Raw genomic sequence first — 21,907 nt, forward strand, 5'->3', positions numbered from 1 at the left:
TGATTTTTCCTTTATAATAAAGCTTAGACATAGGAGAGGAGGCGTCACAATGGGGAAAGAACCGGTGACAGAGCAATTTTTTATTGATAAATTAACCGAGGCCAAGGATCACTTCGAGCGTGCGCTGGATTGCAAACATACGGAGTTTGACGATCTGTACCCCTATATGATTGAACATCCTCAGTTTTTTTGGTACAAACGCTATGTAGCTTGGTCGGAGTTGTTGACCATTACAAGCTTGTGTGAAGAACTGACCTACGCCTGGAGAGAGAAGTTTACGGCGAACCAGGTAGAGTATTTGGAGCAACGTGTGATGTCCGCTAAAGTTCTCGATTTCTGGTTTGAGAAGAATGAAGCGCTGATATAAGGAACAGACACAGGAATAACGGATTTACGAGCAGGAGACCCAGGTGAATTCTCATTTGGGTCTTTGTTTTATGAAAGGAATTCGGATAAGCTATCGTAGAAGGGGGAATGACCATGATTAGCGATGAACAGCTAGATGCCTACCGCATCTCCGGTGAGAAAGTACGTGTGGTACGCGACGGCATTGCCAGCAACGATATTAGAGGAATCGTACTGGCATGGGACGAGTCTCAAGTGATGATTCGCCGCCCTAACAGAAATGTGGTCAAGCTTGATCGAAATTACTTGATTCAGCCTGCCAAGGAACCGAGAAGAGATCCCGATAATATATAGTAATGATAACTTAAACAGCTCCCTGGCCATTCATCCTGGCAGGGAGCTGTTCTGTGTTCCGGGGAATTCCACAGGGATTATATAGATAAAGCTAACTGTACCACATCTTCTTCTCGGGAGACCATGGAGGAGTCCGTAGCAAGGCCGAGATAGGCACGCATACGAAGCATCATCTCTCTGCGGAAACAGGGCCAGAGGATATTCATCTCTCCGATATACCCTCTGCAATTGTATTGTGCTTCTACACCACGTTGATCCTGACGCACGGTGTTGATCTTCAGATGGCGGGAAGTCAGCTCACGATTCACCTCCTGCAACATTAACGAGGCCTTCTTGGCAGCGCCGGAGACAAGCTCTATATAGAGCTGAGGTGTCTTGAACAGACCGCTCTTGCTGATAACCCGGCAATCGCGTTCAAATACTTTATGGATAAATGTTAGCAGCAGGTAGCTTCTCACAAGGGACAGTTCATCTTTGGTAATTTCTTCGGTTGAATTGGAGTTGTTACGCTTAGTAGTCGCCATTATAAATCACCTCATTTATAGTATGCGAACCTTTGTTCTCATTATACATCTTTTCCACTAATAAAAGCAATAATTATACAGAAAATGTTGAGTGACATCATTTTTAAAAATTAGTTGACGATGATCATATTCGCATGGTAAGATATCTCTTGTGTCCAAGAGAATGTGGACTTCATAATATGCGGTCGTGGCGGAATTGGCAGACGCGCACGGTTCAGGTCCGTGTGGTAGCAATACCGTGGAGGTTCGAGTCCTCTCGACCGCATCAAGTTAGTAATCAAAGAGCTCTTGAATTTGTCCTTGTGGCAATTCAGGGGCTTTTTGCATAATCGGAATAGTGACATTACAAAACTAAGGGAGGGTGGAGATGACTCCGCTTCAAGAACGCGAGGAAGGACCACAGCATAAAGAACTGCTCAGCCGTGTCTGGATCAGGTTGGAAGACTGTTTCCGAGAAACGGAGCGTTCGACTTACCGTCTGTTGTATGAAACTGCTCCTGCTTATGTGCTTATTGTTGCTGCCAAGCGGCACGGCAATATCGTCATTAATGGCATGTTGTACCCGCTAACCCCTCATACCGTATATATCGTGATGCCCGGGCAGCGAGTGGAAACAACTTATGATTCAGATGGGGATCAAGTGCTGTATCGGTTTCATGTAGAAACGGATACTCCCGAAAAATATGGTGCTCAGCAGGGGCGTATATTGCCGGATCTGGCCCGGGTGAGCGTGAATGCAGACACACTGCTACTGTCTTTCTGTGAGAAAATAATGTTTCACTGGCATACGGACGATGCTGCAGACCGCTTTGTCAGTCAGGCGGGATTTCAGGAGCTCTTGCATCTGTTGTTCAAGAACCAAGGCCAACACGAGGCTGCGCTGGATCAAGTGCGTATGTATATAAATGATCATTTTCGAGAAGGGATCACGGTCGATCACTTGTCTGAGCTTGCCGGTATGAGCCGGTATTATTTCATGCGGTCATTTAAAGACCGATTCGGTCAAAGCGCTATGGATTATCTGACAGAGCTTCGCACGAATCAGGCTAAAAGTTTACTGGATGAAGGCCAATCCCTGCAAGAAGTTGCTGAAGAGGTCGGTTACAGGGATCGCCAGTATTTCAGCAGCCAGTTTAAAAAGCATGTAGGAATGTCGCCAAGTATCTATATTGCGAATCGAACCTGCAAAGTAGCAGCATATAGCTGGCCTAATGTCGGGCAACTACTTAGTTTACAGATCATTCCGTACGCTGCTCCAATTGATCAGACCTGGAGTGACGATTACCGCAAGAAATACCGTTTTGACATTAAGGTGCCTTTGGGACATGACTACGATTTCAATAGGGAAGCCTTATGGAGAGCAAGGCCAGATCGGATTGTTGCACTAGATGAAATGGTTCCCGATGAAGAGAAAAAGAAGCTTCGTCAGATAGCGCCTGTATTGTTCCTACCCTGGCACTCTGTAAGCTGGAGAGAGCATTTGAAAAGGACTGCCGAGTTTCTGGACCGGGATAAGGAAGCAGAGAGCTGGCTCGGCCGTTACGATAAGAAAGCTGAAGTCATTCGGGAGAATATTCCTTATTCGTTCAGGCAAGGTGGCCTGCTTATTCTAAATATCTTGCCAAGGGGATTTGAGGTTTGGGGAAAGCGTGCAGGTACAGTTTTGTACGACGATCTGCAGATCCATTGTGCAAGAGGCGTGGAACACATCGAATTTACTGAACAGGTTCAAGCAGGGCAGCTCGCATCATTCGATGCGGATATACTGCTTGTTAACGTAATGAAGGATGGGCAGTCGCTAATGAACTGGCAACGGCTTCAGCGGTCTGAACTTTGGCAGCGCCTGAAAGCTGTCCGGAACGGTCACGTGTATCAGACTTCGGGCCAAGCTTGGCTGGCTGAACCGATTCTGGAGTATACGGCCAATCGGCATTATGATTTCTTGCAGGAGCTTGAACAACTATTTCGTGCACTATAGCCCGAGAAAAGTCGGCATCTTTTCATATTCCCGTTGCTGTAAGTGTGTTGTATAATGTCCTAGTCGATAATGATAATCAATATCATTATTAATTACAGTGACGGAGGGAATACGATGCATCAAACAGAGAGATCCAATGGCACAATACGGGGTGTCCATAGGGGGCAAAGCAGCTTTCGGAACATGGCAGGGCTAATGATCATACTGCTGCTGACCTTATTGGTTAGCGCTTGTGGGAATAACACGAATACGGGGGCCAATGAGAAAGCAGCAGCCTCTACTGATGCTTCTGGTTCAGCACAGGGAAATAATTCGTCGCAGACGGAATCCGCTGAGACGTTAACGATCAAGCATGCCTACGGGGAGACTAAAGCTCCAACACACCCGAAGCGCGTCGCCGTGATTGGGCTTGAAGATATCACCCTTTCATTGGGGGTTCCAATGGTGTACGCCTATGGATTCGACGGCTATTATCTGGAAGACAAGCTCAAAGAATTGGGAATTCCACTGTCGGGAACCGCAGATATGAAGCCGAACCTGGAAGCGATTCTGGCGGCGAAACCAGATCTTATACTTCTCCAGCAATATTTTACGGATCAAAGTGGATATGACGAGCTGAGCAAAATTGCTCCGACAGTTCCTTATGCGCCAGATGATTGGAAGTCCTCGATCACCGAGATCGGAAAAATAACTGGCCTCGAAGATAAGGCACAAGCTGTGATCCAGGCCAATGAAGATAAAATCAAGCAAGCCAAGGAAACCATTGTTTCCGCAGTTGGAGCTGATAAAACAGTAGTCTATATGCGTCCATCAGACAAGGACCTGCAAGTGTTCTTTCCTAGCTTTGCACCCCTGATCTACGAGAAGCTGGGGTTACACCCCGATGCCAGCGTTGAGGAATTGAAGAAGGCCGCAACGGATGATTGGGGGATTAATACTTCGCTTGAGAAGCTGCCTTCCATAACCGCAGACTATGTGTTTGCCATGTATGGTGGCTCTATCAGTACGAAGGAAGAATTCGATAAAGAAGCCGCTGCTACTACAGAGGTTGAGAAGCTGGGTCTTTGGAAGGCGATGCCGGCTGTTAAGCAAAATCACGTATTTAAGGTGTCGGCGAGAAGTTGGATGTCTAGCGGTCCAATTGCGGAAGGCAACGTCATTGATGATGTTGTAGCTGCGGTTACAGGCAGCAAGTAGTAGGACTAACTAGAGCAATAGCATCGAGAACCGCGTACAATAAAACGGCGTTCGATGCTATTTTTGTATCCATTTTAATATCCTATCTTAATATCCAATTACATGCCGAGACGGTTACTAAAACAGCCTTACCCGCGGGTATTCCCCGCGAGCTTGCTGTCGGATGGCAAGAACATAGCCAGCAGTCCCAGCAGTGGCAGGAAAGCACATATCTGAATGACAAAAGACACGTTTGTCAGATCGATCAGCCAGCCCATAATAACTGAACCGAGTCCAGCCAGGCCGAAAGCTAAGCCAAAGAACAAGCCGGATACAGTGCCGATTTTACCGGGTAGCAGTGCTTGCGCATACACGATGATGACCGAGAAGCCGGACATCAGGATGGCGCCGATCAGACCGCAGAGTATGATAGACCAGAATGGCGTTGCATACGGCAGCAGCAGGGAAAAGGGAGCTGTACCGGCAATGGAGAACCAGATAATCTTTTTGCGTCCGAACCGGTCTGCAAGTGGTCCCCCGAGTAAGGTGCCGAGCATCCCGGCAAATTGGAGAGCGAACAATGGAATCTGCGCATCCTCAAACGGGCGTTTAAAGCGATCCATATAATAGAAAGAGTAGTATCCGGTCATGCTGGAGATATATACGAACTTAGAGAAGAGCAGCACAATCAGCAAACTGATCGCCAATGCGACGAAGCCGCGGGGATGCTGAACTGCAGCTGCAGCCGTTTGAACCTTCTTCGGTGCTACAAGCTGCTGCTTATACCAGCGGCTGACGGCATATTGCAGGAAGATACCGAGGACGGCAGCGAATGCGAACATAATCAGCCCTCGTGTTCCGTAAGGCATAACCAGAAAACCGACTGCAAGTGGAGCCAATGCCTGGCCGGTATTACCGCCTACCTGGAAGACGGATTGGGCCATCCCGTGGCTTTTACCAGCAGCCAGATGGGCAACGCGCGAGGATTCCGGATGGAGTACAGAGGAGCCGATACCTAGCAGCATGGCTGAAATCAGCAATCCTACGAAATGGGATGAATAGGCCATACCAATAATACCGATCAATGAGAACAGCATTCCGCCGGGTAGCAGCAGGGGCATCGGCCGTTTGTCCGTCAGACTCCCGATGAACGGCTGCAGCACGCAGGCGGTTACGTTAAGCATGAAGGCAATCCAGCCGACTTGGGCGAAGCTAAGGTCGAGCGTTTGCCGCAGTAGCGGGAAAACAGCTGGGACAGCGGACTGCATCGCGTCATTCAGCAGATGGGCCACCGTAACGCCGATCAAGGCGTACACAGAGTACGAGCGGGCCACTGCCAGGGCAGGGCTTGAGACAGTTTTCATAACAATCATCCTTTGCTTGTTTGTCTTATTCGGTAGCTTAGCGCATTGCCGGATGATCTGTCGTCGCGATTGATGCTTTTCTTTTGAGCATTTTTTGCTATACTGAACTCGGGTGAGTGACCATGCAGATACACATGACAACTCCACGGCTGGAACTGTGGAGAATTGAGAATAGTTTTATTAACGAAAAGCATCGCCATAATAATATGTACCAGATCACCGTGCCTGTGTACGGTTCCTGCGCTTTCGACTTGGAGAATAATTCCTTCCAGCTGGAGAGAGGGGAGGCGCTGATCAAGTCCCCTAATGACAGTCATGCCTTTGAGATTAAGGACGGGGAAGGTGTGGTTGTTATCCAGCTGAAGGACTTCATGGAGATTTGGGAACTGGACCGCCCATGGGAGCCTGTTATACAACAGCGTGTGAATGGGGATGAGCTATTACGGCAGCACCGCAAATGGAGTGTAGCCCTATGTTCGAATGACGGGACAGAGGCAGGCTTTATTGAAGAGACGGAATTGGAGATCATTCACTATTTGTCCCGAATCCTGCGGGGGAATCACCAGAAGGATTCCAATGCTACCGTACAGAAGGGGCTTCCGGATTGCGAGGACCCGCATTTGGTTCGGGTGCTGGAGTATATGCGGGATTGCTATATGAAGCCAGTTTCAATAGAAGAGCTTGCCGGAATCGCCGGGATGAGCAGATATCATTTTATCCGTTCCTTCAAAGCATTGATCGGACGTTCTCCTTACCAGTACATGCTGAAAATCCGGATCGACGAAGCCAAGCGGCGGCTTCGCTCTACGAGACATACCGTGACCGACATTAGTCTGGATGTTGGTTTTGCGAGTCCAAGTCAGCTTTATCGTGCCTTCCAGAAGTTCATAGGCATGTCGCCTGAGCAATACAGGCAGCAATTGTTTTAAACAAGTATGTTAAACAAGTGTGTTGGGGCTGTTCTATAAGTCATGAAAATGGCTTACGGGAGCAGCCCTTTTTCTATTCCTTTAAGCAGCATGTGCCTCAAGGGCCTGAATATGCGAAGTGATGGTTGATTGGGTGTACACCAGATCTCTGCAGCAAAGGTATAGCTACCATATTCTATGGTATTTGTGAAAGTAATATATCATTTTTATCAATAGTTGATTTCATATATTTCAATTTTACTGATAAGTGGAAATCCCGTAAGGTGGAGAAGTGGGATGCTATTAATCCGTATAAAGCGCAGGAGGAGAGCCAGAATGATTACAACCTATGAGGAACGTTATAAGCAGGGGATTATTGATCTTGTGCTGGGTGTGCAGAATGATGAGTATGAGCTGGGAATCTCGATAGAAGAGCAAAGTGATATTTTGGATATCCCGAATTGCTACCTTAAGTCTGGAGGGGGATTCTGGATCGCTGTGGATCAGAAAGACAGAGTGATCGGTTCTATAGGACTGATGAAGAAGACGAACGAGGTGTTCATTCTGAAGAAGTTTTTCGTGTACAGCGAGTATCGTGGCAAGGAACCGGGAATTGGAAAAGCTCTTTTTGAAATCCTGATAGAGTTTGCCAAGCAACAAGGAGGACGGACGGTTCTGCTAGATACCCCCTACACGGCCGATAGATCGCATCAATTTTACAGAAAGAATGGCTTCAAGGAAATCACCACAGCTGAACTGCCTGTAACCTATGAATATCCGGACAGGAATTCGTTATTGTTCCGACTGGATTTAAGCTGAATGTGTGTGATCTCTACGTCTAACTTTGATGGAAAAGATTTAATGCTTCATTATCAGGTGTATATGGCTTAAAATGATGCAGGGGCGAGTAGCCCCTCATCATGATGGTAATGGAGGCTTTGTTTTGAACAACGTTAATTCGGAGTGGGCGGAGTCTCACTTTCCTTTATATACGGCTGCCCAGATTCTTTCGTTATATGGAACTTCTAATCAGCCCATGCATAAGATCCATGAGGACTTTACAGTGCTGATTGCTATCGCAGGCGGCAAGGGGGTACTGCGGCTGGATGATCAGACCTTTGAGCTGCAAGAAGGAAGCATTATGCTGATTCCGGCACAGGTTCATGCGGCATTAGTTACAAATTCCCTGCAGCCACTTCACGCGTACAAGCTTTCCATTGGCATCTGGGAGCCACCGACCTCTCCGCCTGCAAGTTCTATGGTACGGAGAAGCGAGGTGCTGGGTGGTTCGAACCTTCACTTTTTTCTTTGTGAACCTGATATTGTGGCCAAGGTTGAAGAGCTTTATCTTTACCGTTCACCGATCCATGAAGCCCGGCATGTGAAGAATCAGATTGTTTTTCATCAAATTATTGCGGAGCTGCTGGAGCGGGAGGATGCGAAGTATGCGGTCAGTGACCAGCCGAGTATGGATCGAAGCATTACCTACCTGGAGAATCATTTTAGCGAAAAAATAACACGAGAACAGCTGGCGGCGCTGGCCGGTATCAGCAGTTCACATTATTCTATATTATTTAAACGCCTGACCGGATTTTCCCCCCAGGAGTATCTATCACGCTTGCGCGTGCACCGGGCGATCGAGCTGCTAATCAGTGGTTCGGGTACCCTTCGTGAGATTGCGCAAAAGGTAGGTTATAAGGATGAATTTTACCTGAGCCGCCGTTTCAAGCGCCAGACCGGGGCAGCGCCTTCCGCTTATAACCGCAGATCCTCCTTGCCGCGCGTAGCCGTTGTGCTAACCCCTTATGCCAGTCATCTGTTGCTGCTCGGATTGGAACCCGTTGTGACGATTGCAGAGAACGGTGAATATGTGAATATTGCCGAACTGGAGAAACCGCAAAACATGAGATTTATTAGCGCAGATGCTTCTCCTGAGCAGCTTAATTCGGTGTTACTGGAGACAAAATCTGAATTGATTATCGCGGCGCAGCAGCATTTGCACAGGTTTGGCTTGAATCTAGGGCATATGCGGGCGGTAGCGCCGGTGATTGAAATATCTTGGATGGAACTAAGCTGGAAGGAGCATTTCCGCCTTATTGCACAGGCCATCCAGCGTAGTGAAAGAGCCGAAGAGTGGCTCGCGATGTTTGAGGAAGAGGAACAGGAGGCTCGTCTGCAGGTACAGGAAAGCGCAGTCGTGAAGGAAACGATTACGATTCTGATTCTGCGTCCGGAGCAGATGCAGGTATACGGCGCTCGAAATGTAGGATATGTGATGTACCATTCGCTTGGGCTGAAGCCCCCGGCCAAAATCGGACAGGAGATAGAACGGCTGGGTAATCAATTTCATTCCATTCCTATTGAGCTGGCGGAGCTTGCCGATTATGCGGGTGATCGTCTGCTTGTTTTTGTATTCCCGGACCCGAAAGGTTCTTTCGCCCATGCCGATGCTATTCTTCAATCCTCATACTGGAAGGGGCTTTCGGCGGTTCGGAACGATAAAGTGCATCATCTGGACATCGATGAATGGATCCCGTATAACCCCGTTTCTATTCGTCTACAGTTGCAACGTGCAGTGGCATTATTTACCGGCATTCAATAGTCCAAGCTTCTTTTCCAACAATAAGCCATGGTTTAGCGAAATCAGGCTTACTATAATAGGTTATGAAAATGAAACTCATTATCAATGAGAATATTCATTGTACATAGTCATTATAAAAAGGGAGAGAGTCATCCGATGAAAAAGCTTTTCGTACCGGTAATCTTATCTTTAGTAGTTATTCTGAGCGCCTGTGGTGCTAATCAAACCAATAATGCTGAGAAGAGCGTGAATAATTCTTCCTCTGAGGTGTCCCAGTCCTCGGGCGCAGCGCCAGCGGGAACCTTTACTTATCAATCTGAGAACGGCCCCGTGGAAGTTCCTTCACATCCGCAGCGCGTAGTTGTGCTGACCAGATTCTTAACAGGAAATGTGATGGCGCTTGGTGTGCCGGTAGTGGGCGTGGACGAGATGTCCAAGGAGAACCCAAGATTTAAAGATGAGCTGAAAGACGTTGAGGCTGTTACGGATGAAAGTCTGGAGAAAATCATTGAGCTGCAGCCGGATCTCATTATCGGTCTTAGCGATATTCAAAACTATGACAAGTTAAAGCAAATTGCTCCAACCGTCACTTTTACATATGCTAAAGTCGATTATTTGACACAGCAGCTTGAAGTGGGGAAATTGTTGAATAAAGAAAAAGAAGCACAGGCCTGGGTCGATGAGTTCAAGGCACGTTCCGAAAAAGCCGGCGAAGAGATTAAAGCGAAGGTTGGCGAAGGCGCAACGGTGACGGTAATTGAGACCTTCAACAAACAGTTGTACGTGTATGGATATAACTTTGGACGTGGTACAGAGCTTCTATACGGTGATCTTGGCTTCAGTCTACCTGAGAAGACGATAGAAGCAACAGCGAAAGACGGTTATTTGGCATTGTCTACGGAAGTGATGAAGGATTATGTAGGTGATTATATTATCTTCAGTAAAAATGCCGATGAGGATAACAGCTTCCAGGATACTCAAACCTACAAGAACCTTCCAGCTGTGAAAAATAATCATGTCTATGAAGTGGATGCCAAATCATTCTACTTCAATGATCCGCTGAGCCTGGAATATCAATTGGATTTCTTTATCAAGAGCTTTCTGAACAAGTAACCAATGAGAGATAAAAAACGTTCAGTCCCATTTTTCTATAAGCTACTTGGCAGTGTGCTGGTGCTCGTCGTCTCCTTTGCTATTTCGATGGTATTGGGAGCTAAGGAAATAACGCTGTATGATCTATGGCTGGCGCTAACTTCTCCGGGTGCGTCTAGTGAGAATGTTCTCATCCTGCGTGAAATTCGTATGCCGCGTGAGCTGGCTGCGATGCTAGTCGGTGCCGCATTTGCGGTATCCGGCTCCATTATGCAAGGCGTAACCCGTAATCCGCTTGCGGATCCTGGCCTGCTGGGTTTGACCTCCGGAGCAAATATGGCGCTGGCTGTGGCCTTTGCATTTCTTCCGGGAGTGGGCTACTTCGGCATTATGCTGGCCTGTTTTATCGGTTCTGCATTAGGTGCGGGCCTGGTCCTCGGACTTGGCTCCATGCGACAAGGGAAACTGTCTCCCATCCGCATCGTGCTGGCGGGAGCAGCTATTTCCGCCTTTCTGTATGCCATTGCAGATGGCATCAGTATTGTTTTCAAAATATCCAAGGACGTCTCGATGTGGACCGCCGGGGGATTGATCGGCACAACTTGGGGACAGCTACAAGTGATCACACCAGTTATTGTGATAGCAATTGTGGTGGCAATTATGTATTCCAATCATTTAACCATTCTTAGCCTGAGTGATGAGATTGCAATGGGACTGGGGCAAAAGCTCGTCCGGGTCAAATTTATCCTGTTTACTCTGGTCGTTCTGCTGACGGGGGCGGCGGTAGCGCTTGTCGGAAACATTGCCTTCCTGGGGCTGATGATTCCACACATTGTCCGCATGATTGTTGGCACCGATTACCGGTACATCCTGCCGTTCTCCGTGTTCGCTGGCGCCAGCTTTATGCTGTTGGCCGATACGCTCGGCCGTACTATAAATGCGCCCTATGAGACTCCGATGGCAGCTATTGTAGCGATGGTGGGCTTACCCTTCTTCTTGTTTGTCGTACGTAAAGGAGGCAAAGCACTCTCATGACATTGTCCGCTCTTGTTCGTAAACAACGTCTTATTGTGTTGATCAGTCTGGGGCTTATTGTCCTGACCGCTGTAATCAGTATGGGCGTAGGCTATTCGTCATTGTCTTTTAACCGACTGATCCCTGTTTTATCGGGTCATGGCACGTTCAAAGAAGATTTTGTCCTGTTCTCTGTCAGACTGCCGAGAATTCTGATCACGCTGCTGTCGGGGATGGCCTTGGCGTTATCCGGGTCGATTCTGCAAAGTATTACCCGCAACGATCTGGCTGATCCGGGCATCATTGGGATTAATTCCGGGGCAGGCGTAGCAATTGCGATCTTCTTCCTGTATTTCCCGGTTAAAGCTGGATCATATGTATATATGCTGCCGCTCGTGGCGTTTCTCGGGGCATTAATTACAGCCATACTCATTTATATTTTCTCCTACAGCCGTTCCCGAGGTCTTGATCCGACTCGTCTGATATTGGTTGGGGTAGGTTTCTCTCTGGCTTTGTCAGGGATTATGATCGTAATCATTTCTTCGGCGGAACGCTCTAAGGTGGATTTCATTGCGAAATGGATCGCGGGGAACATATGGGGTACGGATTGGCCGTTTATATGGGCATTGCTCCCGTGGTTAATTCTGCTTATTCCGTTTACACTGTTCAAATCCAGGCAGCTGAATCTACTCAATTTGAGTGAGGCTTCGGCGATTGGCGTTGGTGTTCATTTGGATCGGGAGCGTCTGCTTCTTATCGTGGTTGCTGTTGCTGCGGCGGCATCTGCAGTATCAGTCACCGGAGGGATTGCTTTCATCGGTCTGCTGGCTCCGCATATTGCGAAAGCGCTGGTCGGACCACGTAATCAATTATTTATTCCTGTTGCGGTGCTGCTCGGCGGGTGGTTGCTGCTGCTGGCCGATACGGTCGGACGCAATCTGGTCGACCCCGACGGTCTCCCGGCAGGCGTCATGGTGTCACTAATTGGAGTACCTTATTTCGCTTATTTGCTGCTAAAAAAATAGGATTGATACATGCCCGTCTCAGCTGAAGCTGAGGCGATTTTTTTATAGCTTGTAGCAATTGACAGGAAAATAAATTAAAAATATAATGGTCATAGCAACTATAATCATGTCTACTATATTGGAGGCAGCATTGTGCAATTAGAAAAGTATATTGGCGTTGTTGTGCAGCGAGCCGCCCTGAAACTGAATAGCTACTATCAGAAAGTTGTTAATCCCTTCGATATCACAGTAGAGCAATGGGAGATTCTGGTTGTTCTATGGGAGACGGAAGGCATCACCCAGAAGGAGCTTGCCGAAAGGTTGCAGAAGGATCAGACGAATGTTGCGCGCATGCTATTCAAGCTGGAGAAGAAGGGATTTGTTCATCGGGTAACCCATGAGCTGGATCGCCGGGCACTGCGAGTCTATTTAACGGATAAGGGCCGGGAGGTAGAGGATGAGATTATGGAGCCTTCACTGGAGGCTTACCTTAAAACGGTCGAGGGGCTGACGGAAGAAGAGGTCGAGACGTTCAGAAGAGTGCTGGCTGTTATGCATAACAATGTAAAGGACTTATAACGGATACCGTCCCTTAGCGGACGGCAAAGCCGTTTCTACTTGTAAGTTCCTTTTTTAGCACATATACTTGCCATGGCAATTAGTGACTAGACAACTAAATGGAGGGTAAAAGAATGGAAACGAACAAAAAAGAGCCGGGAATCTTCGATGCCCCTTACCGGGCGTTAACCACTGGTATTATCATTGCTGTAACTACAGTCGCTTTTGAAGGATTAGCAATTACAACTATCGCACCTAATCTGGCAGGACAATTGCAGGGGCTGCATTTGTATGGCTGGATATTTAGTGCCTTTTTGTTATCACAAATCATCGGAACAATGGTCATGGGACAGCAGATCAATAGAAGAGGCGTTTATGCGTCATTCATCATATCGTTTGTATTCTTTGTGCTTGGTATTGTGATTGCGGCGACGGCATGGAATATGCCTGCTTTAATTGTAGGAAGAGCGTTTCAAGGTTTTGGTGCAGGGGCGATCGTCACTTGCGTGTATTACAGTATTTCATTAGGATATCCCGATGAGATCAGAACCAAAATTCTTGCAGCATTCTCCAGCGCTTATATCCTGCCTGCATTAATCGGTCCCTATGTGGCGGGGCTTGTGGCGGAATATCTATCCTGGAGATTTGTATTCTGGATGGTGATTCCTTTTATCGTTCTGGCGGTTGCTTTGACGTTACCTACTTTCCGCAAATTCCAGGTTAACCGGGAAGCGGAAATTTCTAATGGTAAGAAGGAAGGATACGCTGTACTGTTGGCCGCCGGTACGGGAATGCTGCTGAGCGGATTAGGTTCGGTAACGGAGTGGAAGGGAATTCTCCTCTCATTAGCCGGGATCGCGATTATGATTCAACCGCTGCGGAAGCTGCTGCCGGAAGGGACGATGAGGTTAAAACGGGGCTTGCCGACAACGATTGTTGTCAGAGGTTTGTTCGTAGCCTCCTACTTCGCAACAGAAAGTTATGTGGTCTTAGCGCTGACGGAAGTAAAAGGATTGTCCGCTCATTTTGCCGGATTAATTGTTGCAGCTGGTGCGTTGAGTTGGTCAGCAGCAGCTTGGTTACAAGCTAAATTAGACGCAAACGACAGAGGAGCAGGAAGACAGAAGCGCGTTGTAATTGGTACTGGTTTGATGATTGTTGGGGTTGCTATGGTAATAGTAGCTATATCCTCATCTTGGGGCGGCATTTGGACCGCTATATTCTCACAGATTCTCTCTGGTTTTGGTATCGGTTTGGCGCATCCAACGACTGGAGCTATGGCCTTGCAGCAGGTTGAAGCAGGAAAAGAGGGTGAGGTATCCGCTAATATCCAATTTACCGATGCGTTCAGCCCAGGGTTAAGCATTGGAATAGGGGGGGCCTTGATTGCGGTGAGTGAAACTTTTCAATGGGGCATTTTGAATGGGGTTATGCTCGCTTTAGCAGTCCAGCTATTATTTGTAATTCTAAGCCTTGCATTTTCTTTTCGTGAGCTCTATGTAAGAGGTAGACTATAACTGGAAGAGACAGACTTTTATTATTTGAAAATAGGTGGAGCAGGAGGATCGTCAGATTCTCAGGCTTCACCTTTTTCTATTATTTTAAGATACAATCTATTTACAATATGGTAACAATACCTTAATATTTCACTTACAAAAGTTAATATAATTAATAATGTCGGCTGAATTGTGCGGATGCAGTTGGACCGATTACAACAGCAGGAAGAGGGATGCTTATTGATCAATTGTTAAACCCCTTGGCGTTAAGGTAAATATCATCATTTTCAAAAAGTTTTAGCTACATATGACATTAAGAATAGGGGTTTTGCTCTAGTGTTTAATTTAATGAGTAAGTACAGGAAATGGATCAGCGCAGCCTTAATTGTGATGATTCTAGCTGTAACCATCCTGCCGAATAGTGGGGTAGTCAAAGCTGATGCGGTAGCGCCGGAGGTTGTCGCCGGCTGGACCTTCTCAGCGGCTAATTTGGACACAGCGACCAGCGGTATTGCTTCCAATATTAATACCGCCAAGCTGAAGTTAAGTAGTGATAGAAAAGCTACTTATTCAGCAACAGGTAACACGATATACAAAGACGGCTGGGCTTCCGGAGAATACTGGGAGGCACAACTGAGTACATTAGGTTACTACGGATTGACTCTTTCTTCAAAACAGTATGGTACGAGTACTGGGCCAAGAGATTTTAAGATTCAATATAGTCTCAACGGCACGGACTTCTTTGATGTTTCCGAAACATATATCTTAACCAGTACGATCGCGCAAAAAGATTTTGATCTGCCAAAAGCCGTGGAGAATCAGCCTGCGGTATATATCCGCTGGTTAAACAATTCTTCAGCAGCGATTAATGGTACAGGAACAACTGCTCCTGTGAATGGCAACAGCAGAATATCGGACATTGTTGTCAAAGGTTCGCAGCAACCACTCGGTCCTGTCAGCGTAACAGGCGTTACGTTGAATACTGCGGACCTTGCTCTCTCTGTAGGTGGAAAAGGGACGCTGACAGCGACGGTCCAGCCGGCGAACGCAACAGAGCGTTCTGTCAGTTGGAGCTCTAGCGACGCAACGGTTGCCACAGTGGATAACGGAGTTGTAACTGGGGTGAACGAAGGTCATGCCACGATTACAGTTACCACTGTTGACGGTAGCTTCCGGGCTACAGCAGAGGTCAATGTAACCGCTGGACCCGTTAAAGTAACGGGCATTACGTTGGATAAATCCAATGTTAACTTGACGGTTGGAGCCACTGATCAATTGCTCGCAACGATTCAGCCTTCAACTGCTGCCAACAAGCAAGTAGCCTGGACTTCTTCGAACGCGGCAGCTGTGACTGTCGATGCTCAAGGAAAGTTGAAGGCTAATGCACAGGGGACATCCGTTATCACTGTTACTTCACAAGATGGTGGTTTTACCGCCACGGCATCGGTGAATGTGACTACAGCCAAAACGGCAGATCCGGTAGCTTCCAAAATCACCTTGTCTACTTTGACTAATGCTTCAGGGACTGCGGGTGCCGTAGCTGGCAACTCATCCATCAAGTTGTATTTCGCGGATGACACACTAGCGGGAACAACGACAGCTGCTGCAGACGGATCGTTTACGCTTTCGTTCAGCAATGCCGCTTCGAAAACGTCCTTTTACATTGTGGCACAAGAAAACGGCAAGGACCCGAGTAATAAGATCGCGGTAAGCTTCGCAGGGAGCAACTATAAACCTGGCGATGTTGTTTTCAGCCAGATCTATGTAGGCGGCGGTAATGGAGGCGCGTTCTACAAAACAAAGTTTTTTGAACTGTACAACACAACAGATCAGGATATTAACTTCAACAATCAGTGGGCCATTGGTTATACTTCGGCTACAGGAACAAGCTTTAGTGCTGGAACGAAGTTGACCGGTATCATCAAAGCTCACGGCTATTATCTCGTTGCAGGCAACACGGGTGCAACAGGTAAGGATTTACCGGTTAAAGAGGATCAGACAACAACGCTTAATCCAAGTGCATCTACTGGTGGTATTTTGGCCATTACGAACAGCACGACCTCAATAAGCAGTCAAGATGATCCGAAAGCCATTGACATTGTTGCTTTCGGTAACGGAACGAACCCAAGCTTCAACATGAAAACCGATCATTGGGGCTCGCCATTCTTTACCACCAGCATTTCAAGCGGGACATTGCTTCGCAAGACGGACCTTGGTTCCGATCCGCGGGGAGTTTTTGGCCTGCGCAATGGTTACTTCACGAAGAATCCTTTGAATGATTTTGTATTGAACTCTCCGAGCAGCACCGCTAATCCGGACGAGATCGTGATCAGAACTTCGAAATCTATGGTTTCACCGGATGTTTCCAAAATTCGCTTTGTAAATACAAGCGGAACTGGAAATGTGACGGGTACCGCAGGTTCAGTACCTAATGCATCATCGGTAAGCGCATATTTCCTGAACAACGGAACTTTGACGCCTGCAGGACAAGTTACTGCGGGAGTGGATGGTGCCTTTGCGCTGAATATCACTAACGCAGGGCAAAACCAAACGATATATGTAACTCATAAAGATTCGTCCCAACCGGCACCTAAAGACAGCGCCTATGCACGTGTCGATGCTGCAGGTAATCCGGCAGCAGTGCTTCCAATCACAGATCTTCGTGCGAACGATGACAAGGGATTCCTGCTGAATTTGGGATACGAAACGACGATTGAAGGTATTGTGACCTCCGCTAACCAAGCCTTGGGAGCAGAGAAAACAAGCTTTTACGTACAAGATTCAACAGGCGGTATTCAAGTCATTGGTGCTCAGGACTCTTCCTCCATCGCGCCGGGCACTAAAGTAAAGGTTGCCGGAAAGCTGGTGTTTGTTGCCGGGGCGACTCAGTTGGTTGCTACAGCGATTACGAATGAGGGTATGGAGGCTGTGCCAGCTCCAACTGCTGTCAAATTGGATGCTATGAGTGTCTACGAGAAGGTAGAGCCACTTGAAGGCAACCTGATTTCCTTCAGAGGTAAGGTAACCAACATTCCATCAGAGGGACCTGACTATAATGTTACGGTTGCCGATGATGCGGGCAATACAGCTGTCGTGAAGATTATGAAAACTACAGGGATTGATATCAACAGTGCATTGTCTCTGGGAGACGCATATAACTTCACAGGCATTGCCAGTCAATCGAAATTAATTTCTCCATACACAAGCGGATACTTTATACTGCCGAGAAATGCCGCCGATATCAAGGGGGATTTGCAGTTTAATCATGTTCCTTTGACTAAGGCCTATACCGGCCTGGATGTGTCAATCAAAGCTTCGGCTAAGTATGCAGACTCGGTGACTCTTTATTATAAAAATGAAGGGGAATCGTCGTACCAATCCATTCCTATGGAAACGGCCGACAAAGTCAATTACAACGTCAAGATTGATAAAGCTAATGTGAAGACATCTAAAATCTACTATTACATTGTGGCTGAAAGTGTTGGACAAGAGCCTCGCAAATCTGGTGACGAAGCTACCCCTAACGCGGTAGAAATCGTTGAGGATAAAGATGGTCCAGAGTATGCGGGTGAGCTTCCGGCGAATATGGACACCATTGAGACGAACCATCCGGTTGTATCCGTAGATTTGGACGATCCGAATGGAGTGGATATTTCCTCACTGAGCATCTCTATTGACGGTAAGGATTTCACAGCCAAAGCAGTCAAGTCCGAAACCCAAATCAAGCTTACACTGACCAGTGAAGATGATTTGGCAGTGGGCGTACACACTGTTGTGGTTAGTGCGAAGGATAAATTGGGCAACCCTTCGTCGACCCAATGGTCGTTCGAGGTTATTCAAAGATTTACAGGCGGTAATCATTACCGGGGAACGACACATAACCATACGAATATATCCCATGATGCCAAAGGATCTCCTGAAGATGCTTTGAAAGCAGCGGAATTTTATGGCTATGATTATTTTGCTTTCTCCGATCATTCGCACGATATCGATGCTAGTCTGACTGGTACAGACACGGTTGATCATAACGGCATGCCAGAACGTAAAGGTGGCTCGGATTGGCAGTTGACCAAAGATCTGGCGAATCAATACACCAAGGACGGCAGCTTTGTCGTATTCCCTGCTTTTGAAATGACATCGACCACTTGGGGGCATTCCAACGTGTTTGGAACAACCAACTTTATCGATCGTGTTCAAAATGGCGGTAAGTATCAAAACCTGCAAAGTTATTATGCATGGACACTGACCTATGACAATATCGTGGCGCAGTTTAACCACCCGGCTATGTCGGCAAATGCTTTTGACAACTTCATTCCTTATGATAAAAATGTCAATAGGCTTTTCACGATGCTTGAAGTAGGTAATGGTTCCGGTAACTATTCTTATGTTAATGCTGAGAATAAATTCTTCAGCGCACTTGATTTAGGCTGGCATGTGGCTCCAACTTATGGTGAAGATAACCATGATGGAACCTGGGGAAAAACGAAGAAACGGACGATTATCGTAGCTAACGATCTGTCTCAGGAATCTCTCTTGGAGGCTATGCGTAAAATGCGCGTCTACTTCAGTGAGGATCCGAATTTCTCGCTGGATGTGCTGGCGAATGGTTATTACATGGGGTCTACAGTAGATTCGAAGAGTCTGCAGTTTGACATCAAAGGTAGCGATCCGGTTCTAGAGAGTGCTACTGATCCAAAATACAGCTACATCAAGACACCTTCAGACGATAATATCGCGAAGGTTGAGTTAGTAACGAACGGCGGAAGAGTAATAGAAAGTTATGTTCCTAAGGACAATTCCACTTCTTTCAGCTGGAACCCTAGCGTCAATGTTGTGGGTGGCCAGCAGTGGTTCGTTGTTCGAGTAACACAAAAAGATGGTGATCGAACCTATTCTTCCCCAATCTGGTCGCAAGAAGATCCGTTGGCTGTAAGAGTGAACGATCTGTCCATCGTAGAGGGAGCGGCAATCGCAGGTAATCCGGTAACCCTGAAAGCAGGGATCTCTAATATGGGTACGATTAACCTGAAGAATATTACCGCGCATTTCTACTATGACAGTATTGATGCAACACATCTGATAGGGGATGCAGAAATTCCTTCGTTAGATTCCAATCAAAATGTTAATGCAAGTGTTATTTGGGCAAATCCTGTAGCCGGTAATCACAAGCTGATTATCGTATTATCTTCAAGTGATGGCATTGATCTAGGTGATAACAAGTATGAACAGATGGTTGATGTTAAAGCTCCGCTCGGCATTACGCTGATGATCGATGCGACTCATAAGAATGAGAACACATCAACGGATACGGGTACCTACGCTAAGAACCTGACAGATATGACTCTGAAGCTTAAACAACAGGGTTACACAGTCGTAGAGAATACTACTTCTTTGTCTGATCAGCTTCTGAATAATGTAGGCGTGTTGATGGTAACTCACCCTAGCACTGAATATTCTGCGAGTGAGATTGCTGTCATCAAGAACTTCGTTGATCGCGGCGGTTCTCTATTGCTAACGGAGAAAAGTAATTTCGGTGGAACCCAGCAAACCGTGAATTCTCTGTTGAAGGGTGTAGGTTCAAGCATTTTGGTCAATAACGACGGGGTGTTTGATGAGACGCCAGCAGGTAATTTCTGGTCGACTCCATTGACTTCTAACTTCTCAGTACGTCTTCACTTAAATCCGGTAAGCAATGGACTAACTGACTTCATTTCATTGCTGGATTTCTATAGTGGTGCGAGTTTAGCGGCGAATGACGGTTCTGGAAATAAAATTCCGCTTGCCAATAGCAGTACAGTGACTGTTCTGGCTAGTGGTAATGAATCGACATTCCAGGATGCACCTCAATTGAAACCTGACACCGTTTCGTATAATGTGTATACGGCTAACGGTAAGAATGGTCCGCCTCTGCTAGACGTAAAAGGCGGTAGTAAGATCCCGCTTGTAGCTTCAGAGCAACTCGGCAAAGGCCGCATTTTTGTAGCGGGTATGAACATATTTAATGACAAGCAGATGACCCAAAACGACGGACCTACCAACAATGCTCCATTCGCATTGAAGGTTGTTAATTGGCTGGCTAATCGTGAAACCAAGATAACCCCAATCGCGGAGGTTCGTAAGCTTCCTGAAGAAACCAATGTTGTAATCCAAGGTAAAGTAACAACGACTGCCTTCTATGATTCAGCCTTTATTCAGGATGAAACGGGCGGCGTGGTAGCCTTCAACGATGTTCCGGACGGCGCGCTTCAGCTTGGGGACACAGTACGTGTCTACGGAAAAATTGGTTCGTTCGAAAATGAAAAGGAACTTATCTTTGACAGATTCGATAATAGCATTGTAAAGGTTAGCTCTGGGCCACCAGTTGAGCCGAAATTGGTTAGTACAGCTGCTTCTGTCTCAGATGAATACCAAGGACAGCTTGTGCAGGTGAAAGCTAAGGTAGTTGATATTGTTGATGAGAGCACGTACATCCTCAATGACGGCTCTGGACCCGTTACTGTATTTGTAGACGGGTATATCGTCAACAAGACTGGTGAAGTTGCACCGATCAAAGTTGGAGATACGCTACTGGCCACGGGCTTGAGTGGTAAGTACTCCAAGGGTGACCGGATCCGTGTTCGTGACACGAAGGAACTGATCGTGGACAAAACGAACATACCAGTAACCGGCGTGACAGTGAAACCAGCTACACTGAACTTAAAAGTCGGTGAGAGCGGACAGCTTGAAGCGGTATTTGAGCCTGCTACGGCGAACAACAAAGCTGCAACCTGGAGCACAAGCAACAGCGAAGTAGCAACTGTGGATGCCAGCGGTAAAGTCACTGCTATTGCGGAAGGAACAGCCATCATCACAGTCAAGACTGAAGATGGCGGATTCCAAGCAACAAGCGAAGTAACGGTAACACCGAAGGATACTCCAGTAACGGGTGTAACCCTGGATAAAGCAACGCTGAACCTGAAGGTTGGAGAAAGCGACGAGCTAAAAGCGACCGTAACTCCTGATACGGCAAGCAATAAAACCGTAACGTGGAGCACAAGCAACGCTGACGTAGCAATTGTGGATGCCAGCGGTAAAGTTACTGCTATTGCGGAAGGAACAGCCACCATTACAGTAACGACTGAAGATGGTAAATTCCAAGCAACGAGCGAAGTAACGGTAACACCGAAGGATTCCAGCGGAGAAAATACTCCGGTAACGGGTGTGACGCTGGATAAAGCAACGCTGAACCTGAAGGTTGGCGAAAGCGACGAGCTTAAGGCGACTGTAACTCCTGATACGGCAAGCAATAAAGCCGTAACGTGGAGCACAAGCAACGCTGACGTAGCAATTGTGGATGCCAACGGTAAAGTTACTGCTATTGCAGAAGGAACAGCAACCATCAAAGTAACAACTGAAGATGGTAAATTCGAAGCAACGTCCGAAGTAACGGTAACACCGAAGGATTCCAGCGGAGAAAATACTCCGGTAACGGGTGTGACGCTGGATAAAGCAACGCTGAACCTGAAGGTTGGCG

The 21,907-nt window shown here is 47.1% G+C and carries 15 protein-coding genes and 1 tRNA gene; 14 read left to right on the forward strand and 2 right to left on the reverse strand.

The annotated features are described in order from the left end of the window. The first annotated feature begins 49 nt into the window (after nucleotides 1–49). Together ACFRAM_RS23930 and ACFRAM_RS23935 are read left to right on the forward strand one after the other, a co-directional pair. Nucleotides 50–367, forward strand: a complete 318-nt coding sequence (locus ACFRAM_RS23930; protein WP_175374381.1) for a hypothetical protein — start codon at nucleotides 50–52, stop codon at nucleotides 365–367. 113 nt (nucleotides 368–480) lie between these two features. Further along, nucleotides 481–699 (forward strand): hypothetical protein, encoded by a 219-nt coding sequence (locus ACFRAM_RS23935; RefSeq protein ID WP_175374382.1) that lies wholly within the window; start codon nucleotides 481–483, stop codon nucleotides 697–699. A 77-nt stretch (nucleotides 700–776) separates the two neighbouring features. Here ACFRAM_RS23935 and ACFRAM_RS23940 read toward each other — a convergent pair whose 3' ends face one another. Continuing rightward, entirely contained in the window at nucleotides 777–1,223 is a 447-nt protein-coding gene (locus ACFRAM_RS23940) for a YhjD family protein (RefSeq protein ID WP_379468792.1), read from the reverse strand. Between the two features lie 181 nt (nucleotides 1,224–1,404). Between ACFRAM_RS23940 and ACFRAM_RS23945 the strand changes: the two genes are divergently transcribed. The 3 genes from ACFRAM_RS23945 to ACFRAM_RS23955 all read left to right on the forward strand — a co-directional run bounded on the left by ACFRAM_RS23945 (nucleotide 1,405) and on the right by ACFRAM_RS23955 (nucleotide 4,398). Then, nucleotides 1,405–1,488, forward strand: a tRNA-Leu gene (locus ACFRAM_RS23945). Between the two features lie 102 nt (nucleotides 1,489–1,590). Further along, complete coding sequence (locus ACFRAM_RS23950) at nucleotides 1,591–3,201, forward strand: helix-turn-helix domain-containing protein (RefSeq protein WP_379468793.1); 1,611 nt, start codon at nucleotides 1,591–1,593, stop codon at nucleotides 3,199–3,201. A 114-nt stretch (nucleotides 3,202–3,315) separates the two neighbouring features. Further along, nucleotides 3,316–4,398, forward strand: a complete 1,083-nt coding sequence (locus ACFRAM_RS23955) for an ABC transporter substrate-binding protein (protein ID WP_379468795.1) — start codon at nucleotides 3,316–3,318, stop codon at nucleotides 4,396–4,398. 128 nt (nucleotides 4,399–4,526) lie between these two features. Here the strand turns inward: ACFRAM_RS23955 and ACFRAM_RS23960 are convergent, their stop codons facing one another. Beyond that, the gene (locus tag ACFRAM_RS23960; RefSeq protein WP_379468805.1) at nucleotides 4,527–5,741 is read right to left on the reverse strand and encodes an MFS transporter; all 1,215 of its coding nucleotides are present in this window, start codon (nucleotides 5,739–5,741) and stop codon (nucleotides 4,527–4,529) included. A gap of 122 nt (nucleotides 5,742–5,863) precedes the next feature. Here ACFRAM_RS23960 and ACFRAM_RS23965 point away from each other — a divergent pair, with 122 nt between their 5' ends. From ACFRAM_RS23965 to ACFRAM_RS24005, 9 genes are all read left to right on the forward strand, one after another. Next, complete coding sequence (locus ACFRAM_RS23965) at nucleotides 5,864–6,670, forward strand: helix-turn-helix domain-containing protein (protein WP_066371686.1); 807 nt, start codon at nucleotides 5,864–5,866, stop codon at nucleotides 6,668–6,670. A 315-nt stretch (nucleotides 6,671–6,985) separates the two neighbouring features. After that, on the forward strand, nucleotides 6,986–7,468 hold the full coding sequence (locus tag ACFRAM_RS23970; RefSeq protein ID WP_379468808.1) for a GNAT family N-acetyltransferase: 483 nt from the start codon (nucleotides 6,986–6,988) through the stop codon (nucleotides 7,466–7,468). Nucleotides 7,469–7,592: 124 nt separating this feature from the next. Continuing rightward, entirely contained in the window at nucleotides 7,593–9,251 is a 1,659-nt protein-coding gene (locus tag ACFRAM_RS23975; protein ID WP_379468810.1) for a helix-turn-helix domain-containing protein, read from the forward strand. 135 nt (nucleotides 9,252–9,386) lie between these two features. Next, complete coding sequence (locus ACFRAM_RS23980; protein ID WP_379468812.1) at nucleotides 9,387–10,343, forward strand: iron-hydroxamate ABC transporter substrate-binding protein; 957 nt, start codon at nucleotides 9,387–9,389, stop codon at nucleotides 10,341–10,343. Nucleotides 10,344–10,346: 3 nt separating this feature from the next. Continuing rightward, complete coding sequence (locus ACFRAM_RS23985) at nucleotides 10,347–11,357, forward strand: FecCD family ABC transporter permease (RefSeq protein WP_379468814.1); 1,011 nt, start codon at nucleotides 10,347–10,349, stop codon at nucleotides 11,355–11,357. Continuing rightward, nucleotides 11,354–12,361 (forward strand): FecCD family ABC transporter permease, encoded by a 1,008-nt coding sequence (locus tag ACFRAM_RS23990; protein WP_379468816.1) that lies wholly within the window; start codon nucleotides 11,354–11,356, stop codon nucleotides 12,359–12,361. Before ACFRAM_RS23985 ends, ACFRAM_RS23990 begins: the two co-directional genes overlap by 4 nt. 132 nt (nucleotides 12,362–12,493) lie before the next feature. Next, the gene (locus ACFRAM_RS23995) at nucleotides 12,494–12,919 is read left to right on the forward strand and encodes a MarR family winged helix-turn-helix transcriptional regulator (RefSeq protein WP_175374393.1); all 426 of its coding nucleotides are present in this window, start codon (nucleotides 12,494–12,496) and stop codon (nucleotides 12,917–12,919) included. A 113-nt stretch (nucleotides 12,920–13,032) separates the two neighbouring features. Further along, entirely contained in the window at nucleotides 13,033–14,415 is a 1,383-nt protein-coding gene (locus ACFRAM_RS24000) for an MFS transporter (protein ID WP_379468819.1), read from the forward strand. Nucleotides 14,416–14,730: 315 nt separating this feature from the next. After that, nucleotides 14,731–21,907, forward strand: a 7,177-nt coding sequence (locus ACFRAM_RS24005) for an Ig-like domain-containing protein (protein WP_379468821.1), incomplete at its 3' end; no start/stop codon positions are given.

Source organism: Paenibacillus sp. NPDC056722 (assembly GCF_042790635.1).
GTDB lineage: Bacteria > Bacillota > Bacilli > Paenibacillales > Paenibacillaceae > Paenibacillus_AQ > Paenibacillus_AQ agri.